18 protein-coding genes are annotated in these 21,933 nt (G+C 65.0%); 16 read left to right on the top strand and 2 right to left on the bottom strand.

Features of this window, described 5'->3' with window-relative positions; translation table 11 throughout:
* Positions 1-179: 179 nt before the first annotated feature.
* The 4 genes from MSIMFI_RS15215 to MSIMFI_RS15230 all read left to right on the top strand — a co-directional run bounded on the left by MSIMFI_RS15215 (position 180) and on the right by MSIMFI_RS15230 (position 5,426).
* Positions 180-2,141, top strand: coding sequence for a 2-oxoacid:acceptor oxidoreductase subunit alpha (locus MSIMFI_RS15215; RefSeq protein WP_191498205.1), 1,962 nt, complete (start codon positions 180-182; stop codon positions 2,139-2,141).
* A complete protein-coding gene (locus MSIMFI_RS15220; protein ID WP_186243911.1) occupies positions 2,138-3,238 on the top strand; it encodes a 2-oxoacid:ferredoxin oxidoreductase subunit beta in 1,101 nt (366 codons plus the stop codon). The genes MSIMFI_RS15215 and MSIMFI_RS15220 overlap by 4 nt, the downstream gene beginning before the upstream one ends.
* Position 3,239: 1 nt before the next feature.
* Positions 3,240-3,830 carry a molybdenum cofactor guanylyltransferase gene (mobA, locus tag MSIMFI_RS15225; protein ID WP_224770194.1) on the top strand — a complete coding sequence of 197 codons (591 nt, stop codon included), beginning with the start codon at positions 3,240-3,242 and terminating at the stop codon, positions 3,828-3,830.
* A 1,011-nt stretch (positions 3,831-4,841) separates the two neighbouring features.
* Complete coding sequence (locus MSIMFI_RS15230; RefSeq protein WP_191497828.1) at positions 4,842-5,426, top strand: transglycosylase family protein; 585 nt, start codon at positions 4,842-4,844, stop codon at positions 5,424-5,426.
* A gap of 86 nt (positions 5,427-5,512) precedes the next feature.
* On the opposite strand, the gene MSIMFI_RS15235 is transcribed toward MSIMFI_RS15230, so the two are convergent.
* A complete protein-coding gene (locus MSIMFI_RS15235) occupies positions 5,513-6,661 on the bottom strand; it encodes an FAD-dependent oxidoreductase (protein WP_191497829.1) in 1,149 nt (382 codons plus the stop codon).
* A 54-nt stretch (positions 6,662-6,715) separates the two neighbouring features.
* On the opposite strand from MSIMFI_RS15235, the gene MSIMFI_RS15240 reads away from it, so the two are divergent.
* The 12 genes from MSIMFI_RS15240 (at position 6,716) to proB (ending at position 21,260) form a co-directional block, all read left to right on the top strand.
* Positions 6,716-7,972 (top strand): saccharopine dehydrogenase family protein, encoded by a 1,257-nt coding sequence (locus MSIMFI_RS15240; RefSeq protein ID WP_191497830.1) that lies wholly within the window; start codon positions 6,716-6,718, stop codon positions 7,970-7,972.
* A gap of 106 nt (positions 7,973-8,078) precedes the next feature.
* Complete coding sequence (locus MSIMFI_RS15245; protein WP_191498206.1) at positions 8,079-8,672, top strand: DUF937 domain-containing protein; 594 nt, start codon at positions 8,079-8,081, stop codon at positions 8,670-8,672.
* Positions 8,673-8,773: 101 nt separating this feature from the next.
* Positions 8,774-9,391: a LysM peptidoglycan-binding domain-containing protein gene (locus MSIMFI_RS15250; protein ID WP_191497831.1), complete on the top strand. Its 618-nt coding sequence runs from the start codon at positions 8,774-8,776 to the stop codon at positions 9,389-9,391.
* A 79-nt stretch (positions 9,392-9,470) separates the two neighbouring features.
* Positions 9,471-12,140 (top strand): valine--tRNA ligase, encoded by a 2,670-nt coding sequence (locus tag MSIMFI_RS15255; protein WP_191497832.1) that lies wholly within the window; start codon positions 9,471-9,473, stop codon positions 12,138-12,140.
* Positions 12,137-13,594, top strand: coding sequence for a bifunctional tetrahydrofolate synthase/dihydrofolate synthase (folC, locus tag MSIMFI_RS15260; RefSeq protein WP_191497833.1), 1,458 nt, complete (start codon positions 12,137-12,139; stop codon positions 13,592-13,594). Before MSIMFI_RS15255 ends, folC begins: the two co-directional genes overlap by 4 nt.
* The gene (locus MSIMFI_RS15265) at positions 13,591-13,995 is read left to right on the top strand and encodes a DUF4233 domain-containing protein (protein WP_186243904.1); all 405 of its coding nucleotides are present in this window, start codon (positions 13,591-13,593) and stop codon (positions 13,993-13,995) included. Before folC ends, MSIMFI_RS15265 begins: the two co-directional genes overlap by 4 nt.
* Before the next feature lie 202 nt (positions 13,996-14,197).
* On the top strand, positions 14,198-14,608 hold the full coding sequence (gene ndk, locus MSIMFI_RS15270) for a nucleoside-diphosphate kinase (protein ID WP_191497834.1): 411 nt from the start codon (positions 14,198-14,200) through the stop codon (positions 14,606-14,608).
* A gap of 327 nt (positions 14,609-14,935) precedes the next feature.
* On the top strand, positions 14,936-17,815 hold the full coding sequence (locus tag MSIMFI_RS15275; RefSeq protein WP_191497835.1) for an Rne/Rng family ribonuclease: 2,880 nt from the start codon (positions 14,936-14,938) through the stop codon (positions 17,813-17,815).
* Between the two features lie 180 nt (positions 17,816-17,995).
* On the top strand, positions 17,996-18,307 hold the full coding sequence (gene rplU / locus MSIMFI_RS15280; RefSeq protein WP_186243901.1) for a 50S ribosomal protein L21: 312 nt from the start codon (positions 17,996-17,998) through the stop codon (positions 18,305-18,307).
* Between the two features lie 47 nt (positions 18,308-18,354).
* Positions 18,355-18,624 (top strand): 50S ribosomal protein L27, encoded by a 270-nt coding sequence (rpmA, locus tag MSIMFI_RS15285; protein ID WP_085253213.1) that lies wholly within the window; start codon positions 18,355-18,357, stop codon positions 18,622-18,624.
* A gap of 90 nt (positions 18,625-18,714) precedes the next feature.
* Positions 18,715-20,154 carry a GTPase ObgE gene (gene obgE, locus MSIMFI_RS15290; RefSeq protein ID WP_191497836.1) on the top strand — a complete coding sequence of 480 codons (1,440 nt, stop codon included), beginning with the start codon at positions 18,715-18,717 and terminating at the stop codon, positions 20,152-20,154.
* Positions 20,154-21,260, top strand: coding sequence for a glutamate 5-kinase (gene proB / locus MSIMFI_RS15295; protein WP_191497837.1), 1,107 nt, complete (start codon positions 20,154-20,156; stop codon positions 21,258-21,260). The genes obgE and proB overlap by 1 nt, the downstream gene beginning before the upstream one ends.
* Before the next feature lie 2 nt (positions 21,261-21,262).
* Here the strand turns inward: proB and MSIMFI_RS15300 are convergent, their stop codons facing one another.
* Positions 21,263-21,895 (bottom strand): TetR/AcrR family transcriptional regulator, encoded by a 633-nt coding sequence (locus MSIMFI_RS15300; protein WP_186243898.1) that lies wholly within the window; start codon positions 21,893-21,895, stop codon positions 21,263-21,265.
* Positions 21,896-21,933 lie beyond the last annotated feature (38 nt).

Below are 21,933 nucleotides of genomic sequence, written 5' to 3' on the forward strand. Positions count from 1 at the left end.
AAGCAGACGGCTCGGCGGGAGCAGGGGGGCGGAGCGGGACAAACAGCGAAAAATAAGTGTCATAGTTGGTACCGCCAGTGACACACAAAGCGTGAGGGTGGGGGAGTCACTCCGACGGCGCGTAACCTGAAACTCGCAACGCGGAGTGCCTGTCCGGATAACAGATGGAAGGCGGAGACGTGGATCCGAACGGCAGGGAGGCCGGGTCAGAGTCTCATAACGGGGCTTCTGGTGCCGGGTCCGGTCGGAAGCGCCTGGAAAATGTCGTCATTCGTTTCGCTGGGGATTCCGGTGACGGAATGCAGCTCACGGGCGATCGGTTCACTTCGGAGGCGGCCCTTTTCGGCAACGACCTCGCCACTCAGCCGAACTACCCCGCGGAGATCCGAGCCCCGGCAGGCACCCTGCCCGGGGTTTCGTCTTTCCAGATTCAAATTGCCGATTACGACATTCTGACCGCCGGTGACCGGCCGGATGTGCTTGTCGCCATGAACCCGGCCGCTCTGAAGGCCAACATTGGCGACCTACCGCGCGGCGGAATGGTGATCGCGAATTCTGACGAGTTCACCAAGCGCAATCTGACGAAAGTGGGCTACGTAACCAACCCTCTCGAGTCCGATGAACTCGAGGAGTACGTCGTCCATGCCGTCGCGATGACCACGCTGACATTGGGAGCCGTGGAGGCGATCGGCGCGTCGAAGAAGGACGGCCAGCGCGCCAAGAACATGTTCGCGCTGGGCCTGTTGTCGTGGATGTACGGGCGGCCGATCCGGACGAGTGAGAACTTCATCCGGGAGAAGTTCGCCCGCAAGCCCGACATCGCGGAAGCCAACGTATTGGCGCTGAAGGCGGGCTGGAACTACGGCGAAACCACCGAGGCCTTTGGCACTACCTACGAGGTGTCGCCGGCCAAATTGCCCCCCGGCGAGTACCGGCAGATCTCTGGCAACACCGCGCTGGCCTACGGCATCGTCACCGCCGGCCAGCTGGCCAACCTTCCCGTTGTGCTCGGCAGTTATCCGATCACGCCGGCCTCCGACATCCTGCACGAGCTGTCCAAGCACAAGAACTTCAACGTCACCACGTTCCAGGCCGAAGATGAGATCGGCGGCATTTGCGCGGCGCTGGGTGCTGCCTATGGCGGTGCGTTGGGCGTCACCAGCACGTCGGGTCCGGGCATTTCGTTGAAGTCCGAAGCGCTAGGCCTCGGCGTGATGACCGAACTGCCGCTGATCGTTATCGACGTGCAGCGGGGTGGGCCGTCGACCGGGCTGCCCACCAAGACCGAACAGGCTGACCTGTTGCAGGCGCTCTACGGCCGCAACGGTGAGTCGCCGGTGGCGGTGCTGGCACCGCGGTCCCCGTCGGACTGCTTTGCGACGGCAATCGAGGCGGTGCGCATCGCCGTGTCGTACCACACCCCGGTGATTGTGCTGTCCGACGGCGCCATCGCCAATGGCTCGGAGCCATGGCGAATCCCGGACGTCAGCACCCTGGAGCCCATCAAGCACACCTTCGCCAAGCCCGACGAGCCCTTCCAGCCCTATGCTCGCGACCCGGAAACCCTGGCCCGTCAATTCGCCATTCCGGGCACGCCCGGTCTGGAACATCGCATCGGTGGGCTGGAAGCCGCCAACGGCTCTGGCGCCATCTCCTATGAGCCCGTCAATCATGACCTGATGGTCCGGATACGCCAGGCCAAGATCGATGGCATCCGAGTACCGGATCTGGAAGTGGACGATCCGACTGGAGACGCCGAGCTGCTGCTGATTGGGTGGGGCAGTTCGTATGGCCCCATCGGAGAAGCTTGCCGACGGGCGCGGCACAAGGGCATCAAGGTCGCGCATGCCCATCTGCGGCATCTCAGCCCCTTCCCGGCAAACCTGGGCGACGTGCTGCGGCGGTACCCGCAGGTGGTGTGCCCGGAGATGAACCTCGGTCAGCTGGCGCTATTGCTGCGCGGCAAGTACCTGGTAGACGTGCAATCGGTCAGCAAGGTTCAGGGCCTGTCGTTCCTGGCCGACGAGGTGGGCCGCGTTATCCGCGCCGCGCTGGGCGGGACGTTGGCCGAGATTGAGCAAGACAAGACGATGGTCGCCAAACTGGGAGCGGCCACGGTTGGAGCGGGAGCTATCGCATGACCGGCAATCTGGCGGGCATAGACCTCGGTTTAACTCCGGGTGGAATCAAAAACGGGAAGCTGACCAAGAACGATGGGGTGCCCACTACCGATCAGCCGCAAAAAGGCAAGGACTTCACCAGTGATCAGGAGGTGCGTTGGTGCCCTGGCTGCGGTGACTACGTCATCCTCAACACCATCCGGAACTTCCTGCCCGAACTCGGACTGCGCCGCGAGAACATCGTGTTCATCAGTGGCATCGGATGTTCCAGCCGGTTCCCGTACTACCTGGAGACCTACGGGTTCCACTCGATCCACGGACGTGCGCCGGCGATCGCGACCGGTCTGGCCCTGGCCCGCGACGATCTTTCGGTATGGGTCGTCACCGGCGACGGTGACGCGTTGTCGATCGGCGGCAACCACCTGATCCACGCGATGCGCCGCAACGTCAACATCACGGTGCTGCTGTTCAACAACCGGATCTACGGTCTGACGAAAGGCCAGTATTCGCCGACATCCGAGGTCGGCAAGATCACCAAGTCCACCCCGATGGGTTCGCTGGACCACCCCTTCAACCCGGTGTCATTGGCACTGGGTGCCGAGGCGACGTTCGTGGGCCGGGCATTGGACTCCGACCGTGCCGGCCTATCGGAGGTGCTGCGTGCGGCCGCCGAGCATCGTGGCGCCGCGTTGGTCGAAATCCTGCAGGACTGCCCGATTTTCAACGATGGTTCGTTCGACGCGCTGCGCAAGGAGGGCGCCGAAGAGCGGGTGATCAATGTCCGCCACGGCCAACCGATTGTTTTCGGTGCTAACGGCGAGTACTGCGTGGTGAAGTCCGGCTTCAGCCTCGAAGTGGCCAAGACCGCCGACGTCGCCGTCGAAGAGATCGTCGTGCACGATGCGCACGCCGACGACGCGGCCTACGCATTTGCCCTGTCACGACTTTCCGACCAGAACCTCGATCACACCGTGCTCGGAATCTTCCGGCACATCAGCCGACCCACCTACGATGACGCGGCCCGTTCGCAAGTCGGTGCCGCCCGGAGTTCAGCCCCGTCCGACCGTGCCGCACTGCAATCGTTGTTACGCGGGCGCGACACCTGGAACGTCGACTGACGTGGCAGCAGTGTCACTGGCCGGGGTAGTACTAGCTGGCGGCGAATCCCGGCGCATGGGCCGCGATAAGGCCACCATGCAGGTGCCGGGGGGAACTTCCACCCTGGTCGAACACGTGGTCAAGGTCATCGGACAGCGCTGCGAACATGTTTTCGTGATGGCGGCCCCAGGCCAACCGTTGCCGACGCTGGAGGTTCCTGTCGTGCGCGACGAGGTGCGCGGGCTGGGGCCGTTGCCGGCGACTGGGCGTGGATTGCGCGCGGCAGCGGAGGCGGGTGCCCAGTTCGCGTTTGTCTGTGCGGTCGACATGCCTTTTCTGACCGTCGAACTGATCGACGAGCTGGTCCGTCTCGCGGAGGAGACCAACGCCGAGGTGGTGTTGCCGTGGGACGGTCGCACCCATTACCTGGCCGCGGTGTACCGCACTGATCTGGCCGACCGGGTCGATGCGTTGGTCGCCGCCGGCGAGCGGAAGATGAGCGCCTTGATCGACGCATCCGACGCCCAGCAGATTGTGGTGACGGATTCCCGGCCGCTGACCAATGTAAATTCGGCCGCCGATCTGCGTGTGCCGGTGCAGCCGGGGCTCTGAAAACCTCGCATCAATTAATTGATGCGAGTTTGTATTCGCAATTTATTTCATAAATTTCTCGCGGCCTTCCATATTTCTCTTTCTTTCCATTTTCTAATGAAAACGTTAAGCGATGGCCTGGACTTGGGCCGCCTTAGCGTTGCCGAAGGCCGAAGGCCGAAGGCCGAAGGCCGAAGGGCGATGGGCGCGCTTCATGCGATGGTGCGTGTGTATTCGGTTGGGGCACAATGTATTTAGTGCTCCGAAGCGCGGAAGGTCGTCGTTTGAGTAGTGTTGAACTGGAGCTACGCCCAAATAAGAGAAATTCAGCGGATTTATAGCAAAGGCGATTGTGTAAGGCCTTGCCGGTCACGCGCCCGGTGGCGGTGCCGGTGGCGCAACACGAGCCAACAAAGCGTTTCGCCGCGCTGATGAATAATGCTGTGGCACTGCGTGTTTGAAGAACCATCTGGGCGCGCTCGCTTGACTTCGCTCAAGGTCTACTACACGTCGAGTTTGGGTGGTTGCTGTGATCTGAACCACCGTCGAGACGTTATGCCCGGACGGCTTTCCGATGATCGCGCGCCAAATTCGTGGTACAGCTCACAATATTCGCGTGATTCGGCTCACGACAACGTTGCCTGCGCGAATCTTTGTCGTGGCGCAAAAATCCTTAGCTGACCTGCAAGAACAAAACGTGCTGCTGCGTTGTGATCGGCGCGTTATAGAACTGATATATCTGTTGGGCGGAGTGACTAATTCAAATCGTTATCGTACTGTGCTCTTAGCCCGAACCGGGCGATAAAACAATTGAATCCACGGACCCGCGTGTGAGCGGAGCTGGGGACGGCGCTGAATACGTTGAGCCGTCCCGCAGGCGGTCGGCGAGTAGCCACGCCGGGTAGATCAAGCCCTCCGCTGTCGTGCCGAAACGAGACGGCACGTCCCAGAGCAGCAATTTCGAAACGCATCAGGCACCAACCCACACCTGTGGGCTGGCTTTGGCGCGCGCGCACCGCGAAAGGAACAATGTTGAAGACCGTCCGTAAGACGCTCATCGTCGCCGCGATCACAGGGACGCTCGTGACCGTGCCGTCCACTGGTATCGCCTACGCGGATGTCGCGGATCCAAACGCGGCTCCCGGGCCGGACGTTGTGGGCTATGACCCGAACGTGCCGCCCGCCCCGCCGGCCGACGCGCCCGATCCGGAGCTCGTAGGCTTTGACCCGGACATGCCGCCACCTCCCGCCCCAGAGGCAGAGGTCGCGCCAGTCGACTTGCCGCCGGCGCCCGCACCGGAGCCGGTGGATTTTGACCCCGACGTGCCGCCGGCCCCGGATGCCCCGCCTCCCGGTGACGCGCCCGCGCCCGCGCCCGTCAAGGCGTACAGCGTGAACTGGGACGCGATCGCCCAATGCGAATCCGGTGGAAACTGGTCAATCAACACCGGAAATGGCTACTCCGGCGGCCTGCAGTTCACCGCCGGCACCTGGCGTGCCAACGGTGGCATCGGGTCTGCGAGTGCCGCAAGCCGTGAAGAGCAGATCCGGGTGGCCGAGAATGTGCTGCATTCGCAGGGGATCGGCGCGTGGCCGGTCTGCGGCCGACGCGGCTGATCACCGGCCGGCCGCTCCCGCCGAGCAGACGCAAAGGCACCCTTTTGGCATCCAAAAAGGGTGCCTTTGCGTCTGCTCGCGCGGGATCAAGTGGGTAATACGAACGCCGACCGTGCCGCCACGGATGCCAGATGCCGGGTGAACATGGCCTCCGGCACCAGCACGGACGCACGGGTAGCCGCCGCACTGAGAAATGCCGGGCGCAGGTTGATGACACGGCCGATCAATGCAGACTCGCGCACCAGCGAAGCGATCCGCGGCCGACGGTAGCTGGCGAACCGGGCGAAGGCTGTCGCCAGGTCGGTGGTTCGTTCCACGAATGCCCCCAAAATCGCGGCGTCTTCTATCCCCTGGCAGCCGCCCTGGCCTAGATGCGGGCGCATCGGATGGGCCGCGTCGCCGACCAGCACCGCGGGTCCTCGTGCCCAATGCCGGGCCGGTGTGCGGTCGTAGAGGTCGTTGCGCAACACATCAGCGGGTGCGGTCGCGGCCAGAACGTTCGGGATGGGTTCGGGCCATCCGGCCAGTTTGGTCCGCAGATACGGCAACTCTCCTTCGGGCACCAGGCGGCCCTCGGGTGCACGTTCGGTGGCGTACCAATAGGTGCGATCGGGCCCGACCGGGACGTGGCCGGTTTCCACTCCGGGCCCAAGCGTCCCGCCGGCCAGCTCGAGATCCATGGCATAAGAGGCGATCCCGCGCCAGGCCGTATAGCCCGCGTAGCGGTGGGCCAGCGGACCGTTGAGGTGGCGGGCCACCGTCGAGCCAATGCCGTCGGCGCCGATCACTGCGTCCGCTTTGCGGACTGTCTCGTCCGACAACCTGACCTGTACGCCGTCGGCGTTGGCACGGAGTCCGTTGGCCGCCAGCCCATATTCGATGGTCCCGCCGTGCACGGCCGCGGTGAGGATGTCCCGCAGGCTCGCCCGCTGCACGACGACCAATGGCTCGCCGAGCGTGGCGATCAGTGTTTCGGCGGCAGGGTGGCGCAGCCACGAGCCGTCGCGCCAGCGGAGCGCTCCTGCCGTGATCTGACCGCCCGCCTCCCGGATTGCGTCACCCAGACCGAGTTCGTCGAGCGCTGCGAGCGCGTTGGGCCAGATGCTTATCGCGGCGCCGGTCGATGTATCGGTGCGCTCTTCGATGATGCTGACGTCGTAATCGCGCTGCTGCAGCGCTACGGCGGTTGCCAGTCCGGCGATGCCCGCTCCGATGATGACGATTCTGTGCGCCATGGGGGCAACGTAGTCGCGCGAGACGGCCGAGATCCTCGGAGTAGCGTCGGGCGCGTGACCACAACGCCGCGTGAATTCGACATCGTCCTGTACGGCGCGACTGGATTTGTTGGGAAGTTGACCGCCGAGTACCTGGCGAGAGCTGGGGGAGATGCGCGAATTGCGCTGGCCGGCAGGTCGCGCGAGCGTTTACTCGCCGTTCGCAACACGCTCGGGGAATCCGCGCGGTCCTGGCCGGTGGTGACCGCGGACGCGGGCTCGCCGTCAACGCTCAACGAGATGGCCGCCCGCACCCGGGTTGTCATCACCACGGTGGGGCCGTATACGCGCTACGGGCTGCCGCTGGTGGCAGCGTGTGCCGCCGCCGGCACCGATTACGCCGACCTGACCGGCGAGGCGATGTTCGTGCGCGAAGCCATCGACCTGTACCACAAACAGGCCGAAGACACCGGCGCCCGCATCGTGCACGCGTGCGGATTCGACTCGGTCCCTTCGGATCTGAGCGTGTACGCGCTGTACCGCGCCGCGCGCGACGACGGTGCGGGTGGGCTGGGCGACACCAACTTCGTGTTGCGCTCCATGCGGGGCGGGGCATCCGGCGGCACCATCGCCACGATGCTGGAAATCATGAGCACAGCCTCGCGCGACCCAGAAGCGCGCCGGCAGATGAGTGACCCGTACACGCTGAGCAGCGACCGCAGCGCGGAGCCCGAACTGGGCTCGCAACCTGATCTGCCGCTTTACCGTGGTCGTCACCTTGCGCCGGAGCTCACCGGCTTGTGGACGGCAGGGTTCCTGATGGCGCCTTACAACACCCGGATCGTCCGACGTAGCAACGCATTACTGGACTGGTCGTACGGGAAGCAGTTCCGCTATACCGAAACCATGAGCGTGGGGTCGTCGCCTCTCGCGCCGGTGGCGTCGGCCATCGTCACCGGATTTAGCAACGCGATGTTCGGTCTGGGCAACCGCTACTTCCGGCTGCTGCCTCGCGGGCTGGTGGAGCGCGTCGTCCCCAAACCCGGCACCGGTCCGAGTGCGAGGACTCGGGAGCGCGGCTACTACCGAGTCGAGACGTACACCACCACGACCACCGGTGCACGTTATGTTGCCCGCATGGAGCAGCGCGGCGACCCCGGGTACAAGGCGACCTCGGTGCTGTTGGGCGAGTGCGGTCTAACACTCGCGCTGGACCGCGACAAGCTCTCCGAATTGCATGGTGTCCTAACGCCCGCTGCCGCGATGGGTGATGCGTTGTTGGCACGCTTCCCGGCCGCGGGCGTGTCGCTGCGGACCGAGCGGCTCAACTGATCCGTTCCTCCGCAGGGGTGTCGTCCGCGGCCGTGTGAGTCTAATGTCGTAATTGACCTGGCTTACATCCCAGCATCACAACCCAGCAATGAAGGTGGGTGAACCGATGGCCGGTCTTGATGATTTGTATGCCCAGATTCCTACGGCTGAAATCGCCAGCAAGCTCGGCGCTGGCGAAGGTGAGGTTGAAGCCGCGGTTCACACGCTGGTGCCGGTGCTGTTGAGCGGACTGCAGCAGAACTCCCAAGATCCCGAACAAGCCGGCAGGATCGTGTCTGCCGCCAGTGGTCATGCCGACCGCGGCCTACTCGACGTCGGCGGGGCCTTGGACCAGGTGGACGAGAGCGACGGGCAGCAAGCGGTCGCGACGCTTTTCGGCGGCAATGACACCAACCAGGTGGCATCGGCGCTGGCGGATGGCGGGGCCGGCGATAGTGACCTGCTCAAGCGGTTGCTACCGGTCCTGGTCCCGATCGTGTTGGCGTACATCGGAAAACGGCTTAGCTCCACCGGCGCGGCGGAGAGTTCTGCCTCGCAGGAAAAGGCGTCAGGCGGCCTGGGTGAAGTATTGGGCAGCATCCTTAGTGGCTCGGGCGACAAATCGTTGGGGAGCATCCTGGGCACCGTTCTGGGAGGCAAGGGCGGCAAGGGCGGTGCGCTCGGTGACATCCTGGGCGGCTTGCTTGGTGGAAAGAAATAGCAAGCGCGGCAACGCGATTGCGTCTTGCTCGTCGTTATCGGGGAAGGGGTTCGGCTTGAGCTGGCCGGACCGATTAACAAGAGGGATCGAGAGGGAAAGTTATGCAAGACACGCTGACTGAAGGACAGAAGCTGGTGCGGGGGGAGTCGCTGGTTTCTCACAATGGGGCCTACACCCTCACCCTGCAAGAGGATGGCAACCTGGTGCTGGCATCCCGTGGTACGCCGCTGTGGGCCACGTCGACCAATGGCCAGAATGTGGTGCGTGCCGAAGTGCAGCGCGACGGAAACTTCGTCGTCTACACGGCGGACAAACCCGTCTGGCACACCGACACAAAGGGCAAGAAGGACGTCAAACTCGTGCTTCAGGATGACCGCAACCTGGTGCTCTACGCGGCCGATGGCCCGGCATGGTCGACACATACGGAAACAGATGCCCCGCCGCCGCCCGAGGCCGCTGCCGCGGAGCAAGCCGCTGCCGCCGAGTCCGCCCAGCCCGTCGGGCAAGCCGCACCAGGGCCGGCCCCAGAAGCTGTAGCGGAGACCGAGCCCGCGCCGGAACCCGCCGCGCGGACCTACACCGTCGTTTCGGGTGACACCCTGTGGGCCATCGCGGAGCGCTTCTACGGCGACGGCAGCAAATCCCAGGTAATTGCCGATGCGAGCGGCATCCCGAACCCGGCCCTGATCTACCCCGGCCAGGTGCTCACGATCCCTTGATCGTGGTCCCTGCCCCGCCGGATCACCTGCGGATTTGGGCGCTTACACGCCGATAAGCGGCGGTTCCTAGAATTGACCGGTGACCGCCAGCCCCCGCCCCACCGACGACCAGCTGCCCAAGTCGTGGGATCCGGCCGCGATGGAGGGCGCGATCTACCAGAAGTGGCTGGAAGCCGGCTACTTCCCCGCGGCCCCGAGCAGTAGCAAGCCCCCTTATTCGATCGTGCTCCCCCCTCCCAACGTGACCGGCAGCCTGCACATGGGCCCCGCGCTGGAACCCACCATGATGGCCGCCCTACCCCGCCGCAAGCGCATGCAGGGCTACGAGGTGCTTTGGCAGCCGGGCACGGACCATGCTGGCATCGCCACCCAGAGCGTGGTGGAAAAGCAGCTCGCGGTCGACGGCAAGACCAAAGAGGACTTTGGTCGGGAGTTGTTCGCCGCCTTGGTGTGGGACTGGAAGCACGAGTCCGGCGGTGCCATCGGCGGGCAGATGCGCCGCCTCGGTGACGGAGTGGACTGGAGCCGCGACCGGTTCACCATGGACGAGGGCCTGTCGCGTGCGGTGCGGACGATCTTCAAGCGGCTCTACGATGCCGGGCTGATCTATCAGGCCGAGCGCCTGGTCAACTGGTCACCGGTGCTGGAAACGGCGATCTCTGACCTCGAGGTCAACTATCAGGACGTCGAAGGCGAGTTGGTGTCGTTCCGGTACGGCTCGCTCGATGACTCGCAACCACACATCGTGGTCGCCACCACGCGGGTCGAGACGATGCTGGGCGACACCGCGATCGCGGTCCATCCCGACGACGAGCGCTACCGCCACCTGGTCGGCACCAGCTTGCCTCATCCGTTTGTGGACCGGGAGCTGATCGTCGTCGCCGACGACCACGTGGACCCCGAATTCGGAACCGGCGCAGTCAAAGTCACACCCGCCCATGACCCGAACGACTTCGAAATCGGGATGCGCCACCAGTTACCGATGCCTTCGATCCTGGACACCAAGGGCCGGATCATAGACACCGGAACGCAATTCGACGGCATGGACCGCTTCGAAGCTCGGGTCGCGGTGCGCGAGGCTCTCGCGGCGCACGGCCGGGTCGTCGAGGAGAAGCGCCCCTACTTGCATAGCGTCGGACACTCCGAGCGCAGCGGCGAGCCGATCGAGCCACGGCTGTCACTGCAGTGGTGGGTCAGGGTGGAGTCGCTGGCAAAGGCCGCCGGCGATGCGGTGCGCAACGGCGACACCGTGATTCACCCCGCGAGCCTGGAACCGCGCTGGTTCGCCTGGGTCGATGACATGCACGACTGGTGTATCTCTCGGCAGCTGTGGTGGGGGCACCGCATCCCGATTTGGTACGGGCCCAACGGCGAAAAGGTCTGTGTCGGCCCTGATGAAACGGCCCCGGAGGGTTGGGAACAGGACCCCGACGTTCTGGACACCTGGTTCTCGTCTGCGCTGTGGCCCTTCTCCACGTTGGGCTGGCCGGACAAGACCGCGGAGCTGGAAACGTTTTATCCGACAAGCGTTCTGGTCACCGGTTACGACATTCTGTTCTTCTGGGTTGCGCGGATGATGATGTTCGGCACCTTCGTCGGCGGTGACGACGCCATTACGCTGGACGGCCGCCGGGGTCCGCAAGTGCCGTTCACCGACGTGTTCCTGCACGGGCTGATCCGCGACGAGTTCGGCCGAAAGATGAGCAAGTCCAAGGGCAACGTGATCGATCCGTTGGACTGGGTGGACAAGTTCGGAGCCGACGCATTGCGGTTCACGCTGGCCCGCGGCGCCAGCCCGGGCGGGGATTTGGCCGTCAGCGAGGATGCCGTGCGGGCGTCGCGCAATTTCGGCACCAAGCTTTTCAACGCGACCCGTTATGCGTTGATGAACGGCGCGGCTAAGGCTTCCGAGGCGCCATTACCCCCGCTAGACGAACTGACCGACGCCGATCGCTGGATTCTGGGACGGTTGGAAGAGGTTCGCGCCGAGGTTGATTCGGCGTTCGACTCCTATGAGTTCAGCCGCGCCTGCGAATCGCTCTACCACTTCGCGTGGGATGAATTCTGCGACTGGTACGTCGAGCTGGCCAAGACGCAACTTGCCGACGGGCTCGCCCACACCACGGCCGTGCTGGCCGCGGGACTCGACACGCTGCTGCGGTTGCTACACCCGGTGATCCCATTCATCACCGAGGCGCTATGGCAGGCGCTGAGTGGCCAAGAGTCCCTGGTTATCGCCGACTGGCCGCAGTCTTCGGGCATGGTGCTGCACCCGGTTGCCGCGCAACGGATTAGCGACATGCAGAAGCTGGTCACCGAGGTGCGGCGGTTCCGCAGCGATCAAGGCCTGGCGGACCGACAGAAAGTGCCGGCCCGGCTGTCCGGTGTCGACGACGCCGATCTGAGCACTCAGGTGTCCGCCCTGACATCGCTCGCGTGGCTCACCGCACCAGGGCCGGACTTCCGCCCGTCCGTGTCACTCGAGGTGAGACTCGGCCCCAACATGAACCACACGGTCGTCGTCGAACTCGACACCTCAGGCACCATCGACGTGGCCGCAGAGCGGCGTCGTCTCGAAAAGGACTTGGCCACAACGCAAAAGGAGCTTGCATCAACCGCAGCCAAACTGGCCAACGCGGACTTTCTAGCCAAGGCACCAGAGGCCGTCGTCGCCAAAATCCGCGACCGCCAGCGGTTGGCGCAGGAGGAAACCGACCGGATTACAGCCAGGCTGGCTGCGCTGCAATGAATTTCGAGGAGCCCGACAGGCCGGAACCCCATCAGGCTACCGACGTGACCCCAACCCCGGACGAGATCGCTTCGCTATTGCAGGTCGAGCATCTGCTGGACCAGCGCTGGCCGGAGACCCGGATCGAACCGAGTCTCACCCGAATTAGTGCGCTGATGGACCTGCTCGGTTCGCCGCAACGCAACTACCCGTCGATCCACATCGCGGGCACGAACGGCAAGACCTCGGTGGCGCGAATGGTCGACGCATTGGTGACCGCCCTGCATCAGCGCACCGGACGAACCACCAGCCCCCACCTGCAGTCGGCGGTGGAACGCATTTCGATCGACGGCAAACCGATCAGCCCCGCACAGTACGTGGCGACATACCGCGAGATCGAGCCGTTCGTGCAGATGATCGACGAGCAGTCGCAGGCTGGTGCTTTTGGAGGGGATGGCCCGCGACTGAGCAAGTTCGAGGTGCTCACCGCAATGGCGTTCGCCGCGTTCGCGGACGCCCCCGTCGACGTTGCGGTGGTCGAGGTAGGCATGGGCGGGCACTGGGACGCCACCAACGTGATCAATGCGCCGGTGGCGGTCATCACGCCGATCAGCGTTGACCACGTCGAATACCTCGGTGACGCCATCGCGCAGATCGCCGGCGAGAAGGCGGGCATCATCACTCGTGCGCCTGACGGTGCGCCGGACACGGTCGCGGTCATCGCGCGTCAGGTGCCAGAGGCCATGGAAGTGCTGTTGGCCCAATCGGTTCGCGCTGACGCGGCGGTCGCCCGCGAGGGTTCGGAGTTCGCGGTGTTGGGCCGACAGGTGGCAGTCGGTGGGCAGGTGCTGCAATTGCAAGGCCTCGGCGGAATGTACTCCGACATTTACCTGCCGCTACACGGCGAACACCAAGCGCATAACGCGGTCGTCGCACTTGCCGCGGTCGAGGCGCTGTTCGGCGCCGGTGCCCAGCGGCAGCTCGACATCGATGCTGTCCGAGCCGGGTTTGCGGCCGTCACCAGTCCAGGACGACTGGAACGCATGCGCAGCGCGCCCACCGTGTTCATCGACGCCGCGCACAATCCGGCCGGGGCGAACGCGCTGGCGCACGCGCTGGCCGCCGAGTTCGACTTCCGAATGCTGGTCGGTGTGCTCAGTGTGATGGCCGACAAGGACGTGGATGGAATCCTCTCCGCGCTGGAGCCGGTGTTCGATTCGGTTGTTGTGACCCACAACGGATCACCGCGTGCGTTGGATGTCGAGACACTCGCACTGGCGGCCGAGGAGCGGTTTGGCCCCGACCGGGTGATTCCCGCCGCGAACCTGCGCGATGCCATTGACGCTGCGACCGCGCTGGTCGATGATGCCGCCGCCGAGGAAGGCGATGCGTTCGCGGGCACCGGCATCGTCATCACCGGTTCGGTGGTCACCGCGGGCGCCGCCCGGACACTGTTTGGTCGTGACCCACAATGACTGATCAGCCCGAACAGCCGGGCGAGTCTGCTGAACCGACGCCGCCGGTGGACCCCTGGAAGAGTTTCAGTGCGGTGATGGCCGCGACGCTGATCTTGGAGGCGATCGTGGTGCTGCTGGCAATACCGGTAGTGGGCGCGGTAGGCGGTGGCCTGAACACGGTGTCGCTGGGGTACCTCATCGGGCTGTCAGTGGTGCTGATCCTGCTTGCCGGACTGCAGCGCAGATCCTGGGCGATTTGGGTCAACCTTGGCATGCAGCTGGTGCTCCTCGCCGGCTTCTTGGTGTATCCGGGTGTTGGCTTCATGGGGGTGCTGTTCACCGGATTGTGGGCGCTAATTGCGTACTTCCGTGCGGAGGTCCGGCGCCGGCAGAACGGCGGCTTTTCGCCGCCGCCCTAATTGTGCGGAGCAGGTTTGACCAACTGGGCGAGCCGGCCGAAGGTCGCCCGCAACTGCGGGGTTCCTATGCTGAGTTCTACGCGCGGCTCGGAGCAATTTCTTGGCCGACGGGGTCGGTCAGTTCCGGGAAGTTCGGCCTTGGTGCAGTTGGTCGGGCACCAAGGTTTGGGCTTGCACCCCCGGCCATTTATTGTTGGGCACCGTGACCGAACGGACCCTCGTATTGATCAAGCCTGACGGCGTCGAACGTCAGTTGATAGGCGAGATCATTAGCCGCATCGAGCAAAAGGGCCTCACTATCGCGGCGCTGGAGCTCAGGAAAGTCAGCGATGAGCTGGCCAGCCGTCATTACGCCGAGCACGAGGGCAAACCGTTTTTCGGATCGCTGCTGGAGTTCATCACCTCAGGATCGGTAGTGGCGGCGATCGTTGAGGGACCTCGAGCGATCGCGGCGTTTCGGCAGCTCGCCGGGGGCACCGACCCGGTGAACCAGGCCACGCCGGGCACCATCCGGGGTGATTTCGGTCTGGAAACGCAATTCAATCTGGTGCACGGCTCCGATTCGGCCGAGTCAGCCCAGCGCGAGATCGCGCTCTGGTTTCCCGGCGTTTAGCGCCGCAAACCGGGGCCCTGTGGTCGATTGCGGGGCATCCAGCTAAGGCGAGAGTGAACCCACACGGTGATGTGGGATACTGGCTGCGGGTGAACGTCGCCGGACCGGCGTCAGACACCCGAATGAAGACTTAGACAAGCGCGACCATCGCCAACCCGCGATGCGGCGCGGCATGTCGAGCCGTCATTCAGTACGGCGCCGAGTGTGTTCTTCCTTGAGCCGCTCGGGGCGAGACCATCACAAGCTCGGGAGAAGTAACCCGGGCACATAGCGAAGCCCTCGCGTGGCCGCGTCGATAGGACGCGCCCGGGGGCTTGAGGAGAATACGTGGTAGACGATGCCCTATCTTCAGACCCAGCAAACGAGTCGACCCAGGACGACGAACTGCCGGACCGCCGCATGCGAGTCCATCAGCTCGCCCGAGCGCTAGGTAACACCACCAGTGAGGTGCTGGAAGCGCTCAGCGAGCTCAACGTGCAGATTCGCAATGTGCACTCCGGCGTGGACCCTGAAGATGCACTCCGGGTACGTGATCTGCTATTCGCCAAGCCCTTAGAGCACATCCCGGGCATCGGCAGTCCAGCGGTTACCGCAGCCGGGGAACCCGAGTCGCGGTCGCCGGAATCCGCCGTAGAGCGGCCGCACTACATGCCGCTGTTTGTTTCTCCGCAACCGGTCGCAGCCGATGAGGACACTGGCGACGACTCCGCCGCCGACGAGGGCGACGACTTCGGTGCAGACGACGAGCAGACCGACCGTCCGGCCAACAGGCGGCGGCGTCGTGGCCGTCGGGGACGTGGTCGCGGACGCGGTGAGCAGGGCGGACCCGACGGTCAGACCCAGGGGGATGACGACGCCGACGGCCAGGCTGACCAGCGGCCGCGAGCGGACTCCGCCGAATCCGACGGCGTCGATGGCAGCGACTCCGAAGACAATGTCTTCGGAGACAGCGGCGAGGACGAGAACGGTTCGGCGGAAGGCGGCAATCGTCGTCGCCGCCGCCGGCGGCGCCGGAAGTCGACTGCCGGCGAAGATAACGACGACGGGCCGGCGCCCGACGATCCGCCCAACACCGTTGTGCACGAACGCGCGCCGCGCGCCGGTAAGTCCGGCGACTCGGACAGCGGCGAAGGCGGTGGCACCGAGATCAAGGGCATCGACGGCTCGACTCGGCTGGAAGCCAAGCGACAGCGCCGCCGCGACGGACGCGACGCCGGACGGCGCCGCCCACCGGTGTTGAGCGAGGCCGAGTTTCTGGCCCGTCGCGAGGCCGTCGAACGGGTAATGGTGGTGCGCGACAAAGTCCGCACCGAGCCACCGCATCCGGGCGAGCGATACACCCAAATCGCCGTGCTCGAAGACGGCATCGTCGTGGAGCATTTCGTGACTTCTGCGGCCTCTGCGTCCTTGGTGGGCAACATCTACCTCGGAATCGTGCAGAACGTGCTGCCGTCGATGGAAGCGGCCTTCGTCGACATCGGACGCGGCCGTAACGGCGTGCTTTACGCCGGTGAAGTCAATTGGGAAGCCGCTGGACTAGGCGGGGCCGACCGCAAGATCGAACAGGCCCTCAAACCCGGCGACTACGTCGTCGTCCAGGTCAGCAAGGACCCGGTCGGGCATAAAGGTGCCCGGCTGACCACGCAGGTGTCGCTCGCGGGTCGTTACCTGGTTTATGTGCCGGGTGCATCGTCGACCGGCATCAGTCGCAAGCTACCCGACACCGAACGCCAACGGCTCAAGGAGATCTTGCGCGAGGTGGTGCCCTCGGACGCGGGCGTGATCATTCGCACCGCGTCCGAAGGGGTCAAGGAAGACGACATCCGCGCTGACGTTGCCCGGCTGCAGGAGCGCTGGAGCCAGATCGAGGCCAAGGCAGCCGAGACCAAGGAGAAGGCCGCGGGTGCCGCGGTGGCCCTCTACGAGGAACCTAACGTTCTGGTCAAGGTGATCCGTGACTTGTTCAACGAGGACTTTGCCGGACTGGTCGTCTCCGGAGACGAAGCCTGGAACACGATCAATGAATACGTGAATTCTGTTGCCCCCGACCTGGTTTCGAAGCTGACCAAGTACGAAGCCAGCACCGGGCCGGATGGGCAGTCGGGCCCGGACGTGTTCGCGGTGCACCGCATTGACGAGCAACTGGCCAAGGCGATGGACCGCAAAGTTTGGCTGCCGTCCGGCGGAACGCTGGTGATCGACCGGACCGAAGCGATGACGGTGATCGACGTCAACACCGGCAAGTTCACCGGGTCCGGGGGCAACCTCGAGCAGACCGTAACCAAGAACAACCTCGAGGCGGCCGAGGAAATAGTGCGACAGCTGCGGCTGCGCGATGTCGGCGGCATCGTGGTCATCGACTTCATCGATATGGTGCTGGAGTCCAACCGCGATTTGGTGTTGCGTCGGCTGACCGAATCGCTGGCGCGGGACCGCACCCGCCATCAGGTATCCGAGGTGACGTCGCTGGGTCTGGTGCAGCTGACCCGGAAGCGATTAGGAACCGGCCTGATCGAGGCATTCTCGACCTCGTGTCCCAACTGCACCGGCCGTGGGATCTTGCTGCACGCCGACCCGGTCGATTCGGCCGCGGCGACCGGACGCAAGTCTGAATCGGGTGGTCGCCGGGGCCGACGGTCGAAAAAGAGCCGATCCGAAGAGCCCAGCGAGAAGGGCGTCGTTGCCAAGGTTCCTGCGCACGCTCCGGGCGAGCATCCGATGTTCAAGGCGATGGCCGCGGGGTCGTTGGCTGATCGTGGTGACGAGGAATCCGACATCGCCGTCAAGGAACTCGCCGAAGAGCTCGATGAGCAGACCGAAGAGCAGGTCGGCGCTGACCTCGACGAGACGGAAGACTTCGAGGACGTCGAGGACACCGAGGACACCGAGGAAGACGAGGACGAGCTCGACGACGACGAGGACCTCGATGACGCCGACGAGCTCGACGACGAGGACCTTGATGACGAGGACCTCGATCTCGACGATTCCGACGATCAAGATTCCGACGATTCCGACGATTCAGACGATGAAGATTCCGACGACTCCGACGACGATGACTCCGGCAACGGTGAGGAAGAATTCGACGCCGACGATGCAGCAGTTCCCGACGGCTCGAATCACCCGGTCGTTGCCGCGACGGTTGCCGAACGTCCGCGCCGGCGGCGGGCCGCCGGCAGGCCGGCCGGCCCGCCGATCCACGCGGACTGACGAGGCGCCGGTTTGACCCTGTAGCCGCTGGTCACGTACCCTTGGACAGTTGTCGTCAGGCCACCAGCCGACGACAGCGGGATGTACGAGGCCGCGGCCCCAGACTCCCGTGACCCAGACCCACCACGCGCACGCAACCGGTGATGCGTGCCCACGACAGTAAGCAGAGGTGCACCCACGATGGCGACCTACGCAATCGTCAAGACCGGCGGCAAGCAATACAAGGTTGCCGTCGGCGACGTGGTGAAGGTCGAGAAGCTCGAGTCCGAGCCTGGGGCGAAGGTGTCGTTGCCCGTCGCACTGGTCGTCGACGGCGCCAAAGTCACCACCGATGCCAAGGCCCTGGCCAAGGTCGCGGTGACCGGCGAGGTGCTCGAACACACCAAGGGCCCCAAGATCCGGATTCACAAGTTCAAGAACAAGACCGGCTACCACAAGCGCCAGGGACACCGTCAGCAATTGACGGTCCTCAAGGTCACTGGCATCGCGTGATGAGCCGTCAGGCGAAGAACAGACAACACTGAGCGGAGTCCACAACAATGGCACACAAGAAGGGCGCTTCCAGCTCGCGCAACGGTCGTGATTCCGCCGCTCAGCGGCTGGGCGTCAAGCGGTTCGGCGGCCAGGTCGTCAAGGCCGGCGAGATCCTGGTCCGGCAGCGCGGCACCAAATTCCATCCGGGCGTTAATGTCGGGCGCGGCGGCGATGACACCTTGTTCGCCAAGGCCGCCGGTGCGGTGGAGTTCGGCGTCAAGCGCGGACGTAAGACCGTGAGCATCGTCGGTGGCGCCGGACAGGCGACCGACTGAGAGTCGCGAGCGTGCACTCACCGCGAGAATTCGAGGCAAATCTCGCACTGGCTGCACGTTCGGCGAACGCGACAGCTGAGAGGGACCTCGATGCCTCGGTTCGTCGATCGGGTCGTCATCCACACGCGAGCGGGATCCGGCGGTAACGGCTGCGCGTCGGTCCATCGCGAGAAATTCAAGCCGCTGGGCGGCCCCGACGGCGGCAACGGCGGCCGCGGCGGCAGCATCGTCTTCGTCGTCGATCCGCAAGTGCACACCCTGCTGGACTTCCATTTCCGTCCGCATATCAGCGCGCCGTCGGGCAAGCAGGGGATGGGCAACAACCGCGACGGCGCCGCCGGTGCGGACTTGGAAGTCAAGGTTCCGGACGGCACCGTGGTGCTGGACGAAAACGGCCGGCTACTTGCAGACCTGGTTGGCGCGGGCACCCGGTTTGAGGCCGCCGCTGGCGGGCGCGGCGGACTGGGCAACGCCCCGCCGGCGTCACGCGCCCGCCAGGCGCCGGGCTTCGCACTGCTCGGTGAGCCGGGGCAAGCCCGTGACCTCACGCTGGAGCTCAAGACCGTCGCCGATGTCGGCCTGGTCGGATTCCCGTCGGCCGGAAAATCCTCGCTGGTGTCAGTGATTTCGGCGGCCAAGCCGAAGGTTGCCGACTATCCGTTCACCACCCTGGTCCCCAATCTTGGCGTTGTCTCGGCCGGCGAGCACGCGTTCACCGTCGCCGATGTTCCCGGTTTGATCCCGGGCGCGTCGCAGGGCCGCGGTCTGGGCCTTGATTTCCTGCGGCACATCGAGCGTTGCGCGGTGCTGGTGCATGTCGTGGACTGCGCCACGGGTGAGCCGGGCCGCGACCCGATCTCCGACATCGACGCGCTGGAGGCAGAACTCGCGGCCTACACACCCACGCTGCAAGGGGACGCGACGCTGGGTGACCTTGCCGAGCGGCCGCGTGCCGTGGTGCTCAACAAGATTGACGTCCCTGAGGCACGTGAGCTTGCCGAGTTTGTCCGCGACGAGATCGCAGAACGTGGCTGGCCGGTGTTCTGCGTGTCGACCGTTACCCGGGAAAACCTGCAGCCCTTGATCTTCGGGCTATGGCAGATGATCTCCGAGTACAACGCCGCGCGGCCACAATCGGTGCCGCGCCGGCCGGTGCTTCGTCCGGTGCCCGTGGACGACAGCGGATTCATGGTCCAGCCGGACGGGGAGGGCGGCTTCGTGGTAACCGGCGCCCGGCCCGAGCGGTGGATCAGACAGACCAACTTCGACAACGACGAAGCCGTCGGCTATCTCGCCGACCGCCTCGCTCGCCTGGGCGTCGAGGAGGAACTGCTACGACTCGGTGCCAAACCCGGCTGCGCGGTGACCATCGGTGAGATGACCTTCGACTGGGAGCCACAAACCCCAGCGGGGGATCACGTCGCGATGTCCGGCCGCGGCACCGATGCGCGGCTGGAACGCAACGAGCGGGTCGGTGCCGCCGAACGCAAGGCGGCCCGGCGGCAGCGCCGGGAACGCGGTGAGCACTAATGGCCACCTCGCACCGCGAAGCCGTCCGCACCGCGCGCAGTCTCGTCGTCAAGGTCGGGACCACGGCGCTCACCACTGCGTCGGGGATGTTCGACGCCAGCCGCCTTGCCGAACTCGCCGACGCGATCGAGGCGCGGATGAAGGCGGGCTCCGACGTTGTCATCGTGTCCTCGGGTGCAATCGCCGCCGGCATCGAACCGCTCGGATTATCCCGTCGCCCAAATGATTTGGCGACCAAGCAGGCGGCGGCCAGTGTCGGCCAGGTCGCACTGGTGAATTCGTGGAGCGCGGCGTTCGCCAAGTATGGCCGAACGGTGGGCCAGGTGCTGTTGACCGCGCACGACATTTCGATGCGAGTGCAGCACACCAACGCCCAGCGCACCCTGGACAGGCTGCGGTCGTTGCATGCGGTGGCGATCGTCAACGAGAACGACACGGTGGCCACCAACGAGATTCGCTTCGGTGACAACGACCGCCTTTCGGCATTGGTGGCCCATCTGGTGGGCGCAGATGCCCTAGTCTTGCTGTCTGACATCGACGGGCTCTACGACTCTGATCCCCGAAAGAAGGCCGGCGCCCGGTTCATTCCCGAGGTGTCCGGGCCCGCGGATCTGGTCGATGTAATCGCCGGCCGCAGTAGCCATTTGGGTACCGGCGGAATGGCGTCGAAGATGTCGTCGGCATTGCTGGCCGCCGATGCCGGGGTGCCGGTGCTGTTAGCGCCGGCCGCCGATGCCGCGACCGCGCTCACTGACGCGTCGGTGGGCACGGTGTTCGCCGCCCGGCCCGAGCGCATGTCGGCACGACGATTCTGGGTGCGTTATGCAGCCGAGTCGGCCGGTTCGCTGACGCTCGACGCGGGCGCGGTGCGTGCTGTTGTGCGGCAGCGTCGCTCGCTGCTCCCGGCGGGTATCACGGCGGTGTCGGGCCGGTTTTACGGGGGTGACGTCGTCGAATTGGTGGGACCGGACGCGGCCATGGTCGCCCGTGGCGTGGTTGCCTACGACGCGACCGAGCTTGCCACCATGATGGGCAGGTCCACGTCGGACTTGCCCGGCGAGCTGCGGCGGCCCGCGGTGCACGCCGACGACCTGGTGGCCGTGTAGTGTCACCGGGCGCGTTCGAGATACAGTGCACCCCAAATGATTTCGGCTAGCGTTGCGGCCAGCTCAGTGTCGTAGTCGGGTGGGCTCGTCGGCAGGTTCTGTTGGCAAGCCCGCTCGACCATCCAGGTCAATGCGCTGGCGGTGGTGGCCGCGGGGAGCTCCCGGCGGATTGAGCCCTCGACCTGGCCGTTCTCGATGACACCGGCCATTCGCGCGGAGATGGCGGTCAGCAGGTCTCGGTAGGTCTGCGCGGTTGCCGGGTCGTAGGCGGCCATCTCGTTGAGCGCGACAAGCACGGCCTGGTGACGGCGAAAGCTCTCGATGATGCCGGCCATGGCGGCGCGGAGTTGGTCTGGATTGTGCTGCGAGGCCACCGCCCACCAGCGTTCGGCGCGGCTGGTGAGATCGCCGAAGACCTCACTGGCGAGGCGCCGCAGCAGGTGGCCCTTGTCCTCGAAGTAGATGTAGAAGCTGGCTCGTGAGATGCCGGCCTCTGTCGAGAGCCGATCCACGCTGAGCTCGGTGAAACTGGCCCCCTCGCCCATCAGCCGTTCGGTGGCGTCGAGTAATCGTCGCTCCATCTGTTCTCGCCGCTGCTGGCGGTTGGCCTGCGGCTTGCGGGTGACCGATGGCATCTGCTGAGCATAGCCGAGATGCTGACGTATTGACTAGA

It is taken from the genome of Mycobacterium simulans, from assembly GCF_900232995.1.
GTDB classification, from domain to species: Bacteria; Actinomycetota; Actinomycetes; order Mycobacteriales; family Mycobacteriaceae; genus Mycobacterium; species Mycobacterium simulans.

Bases quoted from the DNA above. Each gene is read 5' to 3' on its own strand.
- MSIMFI_RS15220 (WP_186243911.1), top strand. From the start codon at position 2,138: ATGACCGGCAATCTGGCGGGCATAGACCTCGGTTTAACTCCGGGTGGA.
- MSIMFI_RS15235 (WP_191497829.1), bottom strand. From the start codon at position 6,661: ATGGCGCACAGAATCGTCATCATCGGAGCGGGCATCGCCGGACTGGCA.
- MSIMFI_RS15245 (WP_191498206.1), top strand. From the start codon at position 8,079: ATGGCCGGTCTTGATGATTTGTATGCCCAGATTCCTACGGCTGAAATC.
- MSIMFI_RS15250 (WP_191497831.1), top strand. From the start codon at position 8,774: ATGCAAGACACGCTGACTGAAGGACAGAAGCTGGTGCGGGGGGAGTCG.
- folC (WP_191497833.1), top strand. From the start codon at position 12,137: ATGAATTTCGAGGAGCCCGACAGGCCGGAACCCCATCAGGCTACCGAC.
- MSIMFI_RS15265 (WP_186243904.1), top strand. From the start codon at position 13,591: ATGACTGATCAGCCCGAACAGCCGGGCGAGTCTGCTGAACCGACGCCG.
- rplU (WP_186243901.1), top strand. From the start codon at position 17,996: ATGGCGACCTACGCAATCGTCAAGACCGGCGGCAAGCAATACAAGGTT.
- rpmA (WP_085253213.1), top strand. From the start codon at position 18,355: ATGGCACACAAGAAGGGCGCTTCCAGCTCGCGCAACGGTCGTGATTCC.
- obgE (WP_191497836.1), top strand. From the start codon at position 18,715: ATGCCTCGGTTCGTCGATCGGGTCGTCATCCACACGCGAGCGGGATCC.
- proB (WP_191497837.1), top strand. From the start codon at position 20,154: ATGGCCACCTCGCACCGCGAAGCCGTCCGCACCGCGCGCAGTCTCGTC.
- MSIMFI_RS15300 (WP_186243898.1), bottom strand. From the start codon at position 21,895: ATGCCATCGGTCACCCGCAAGCCGCAGGCCAACCGCCAGCAGCGGCGA.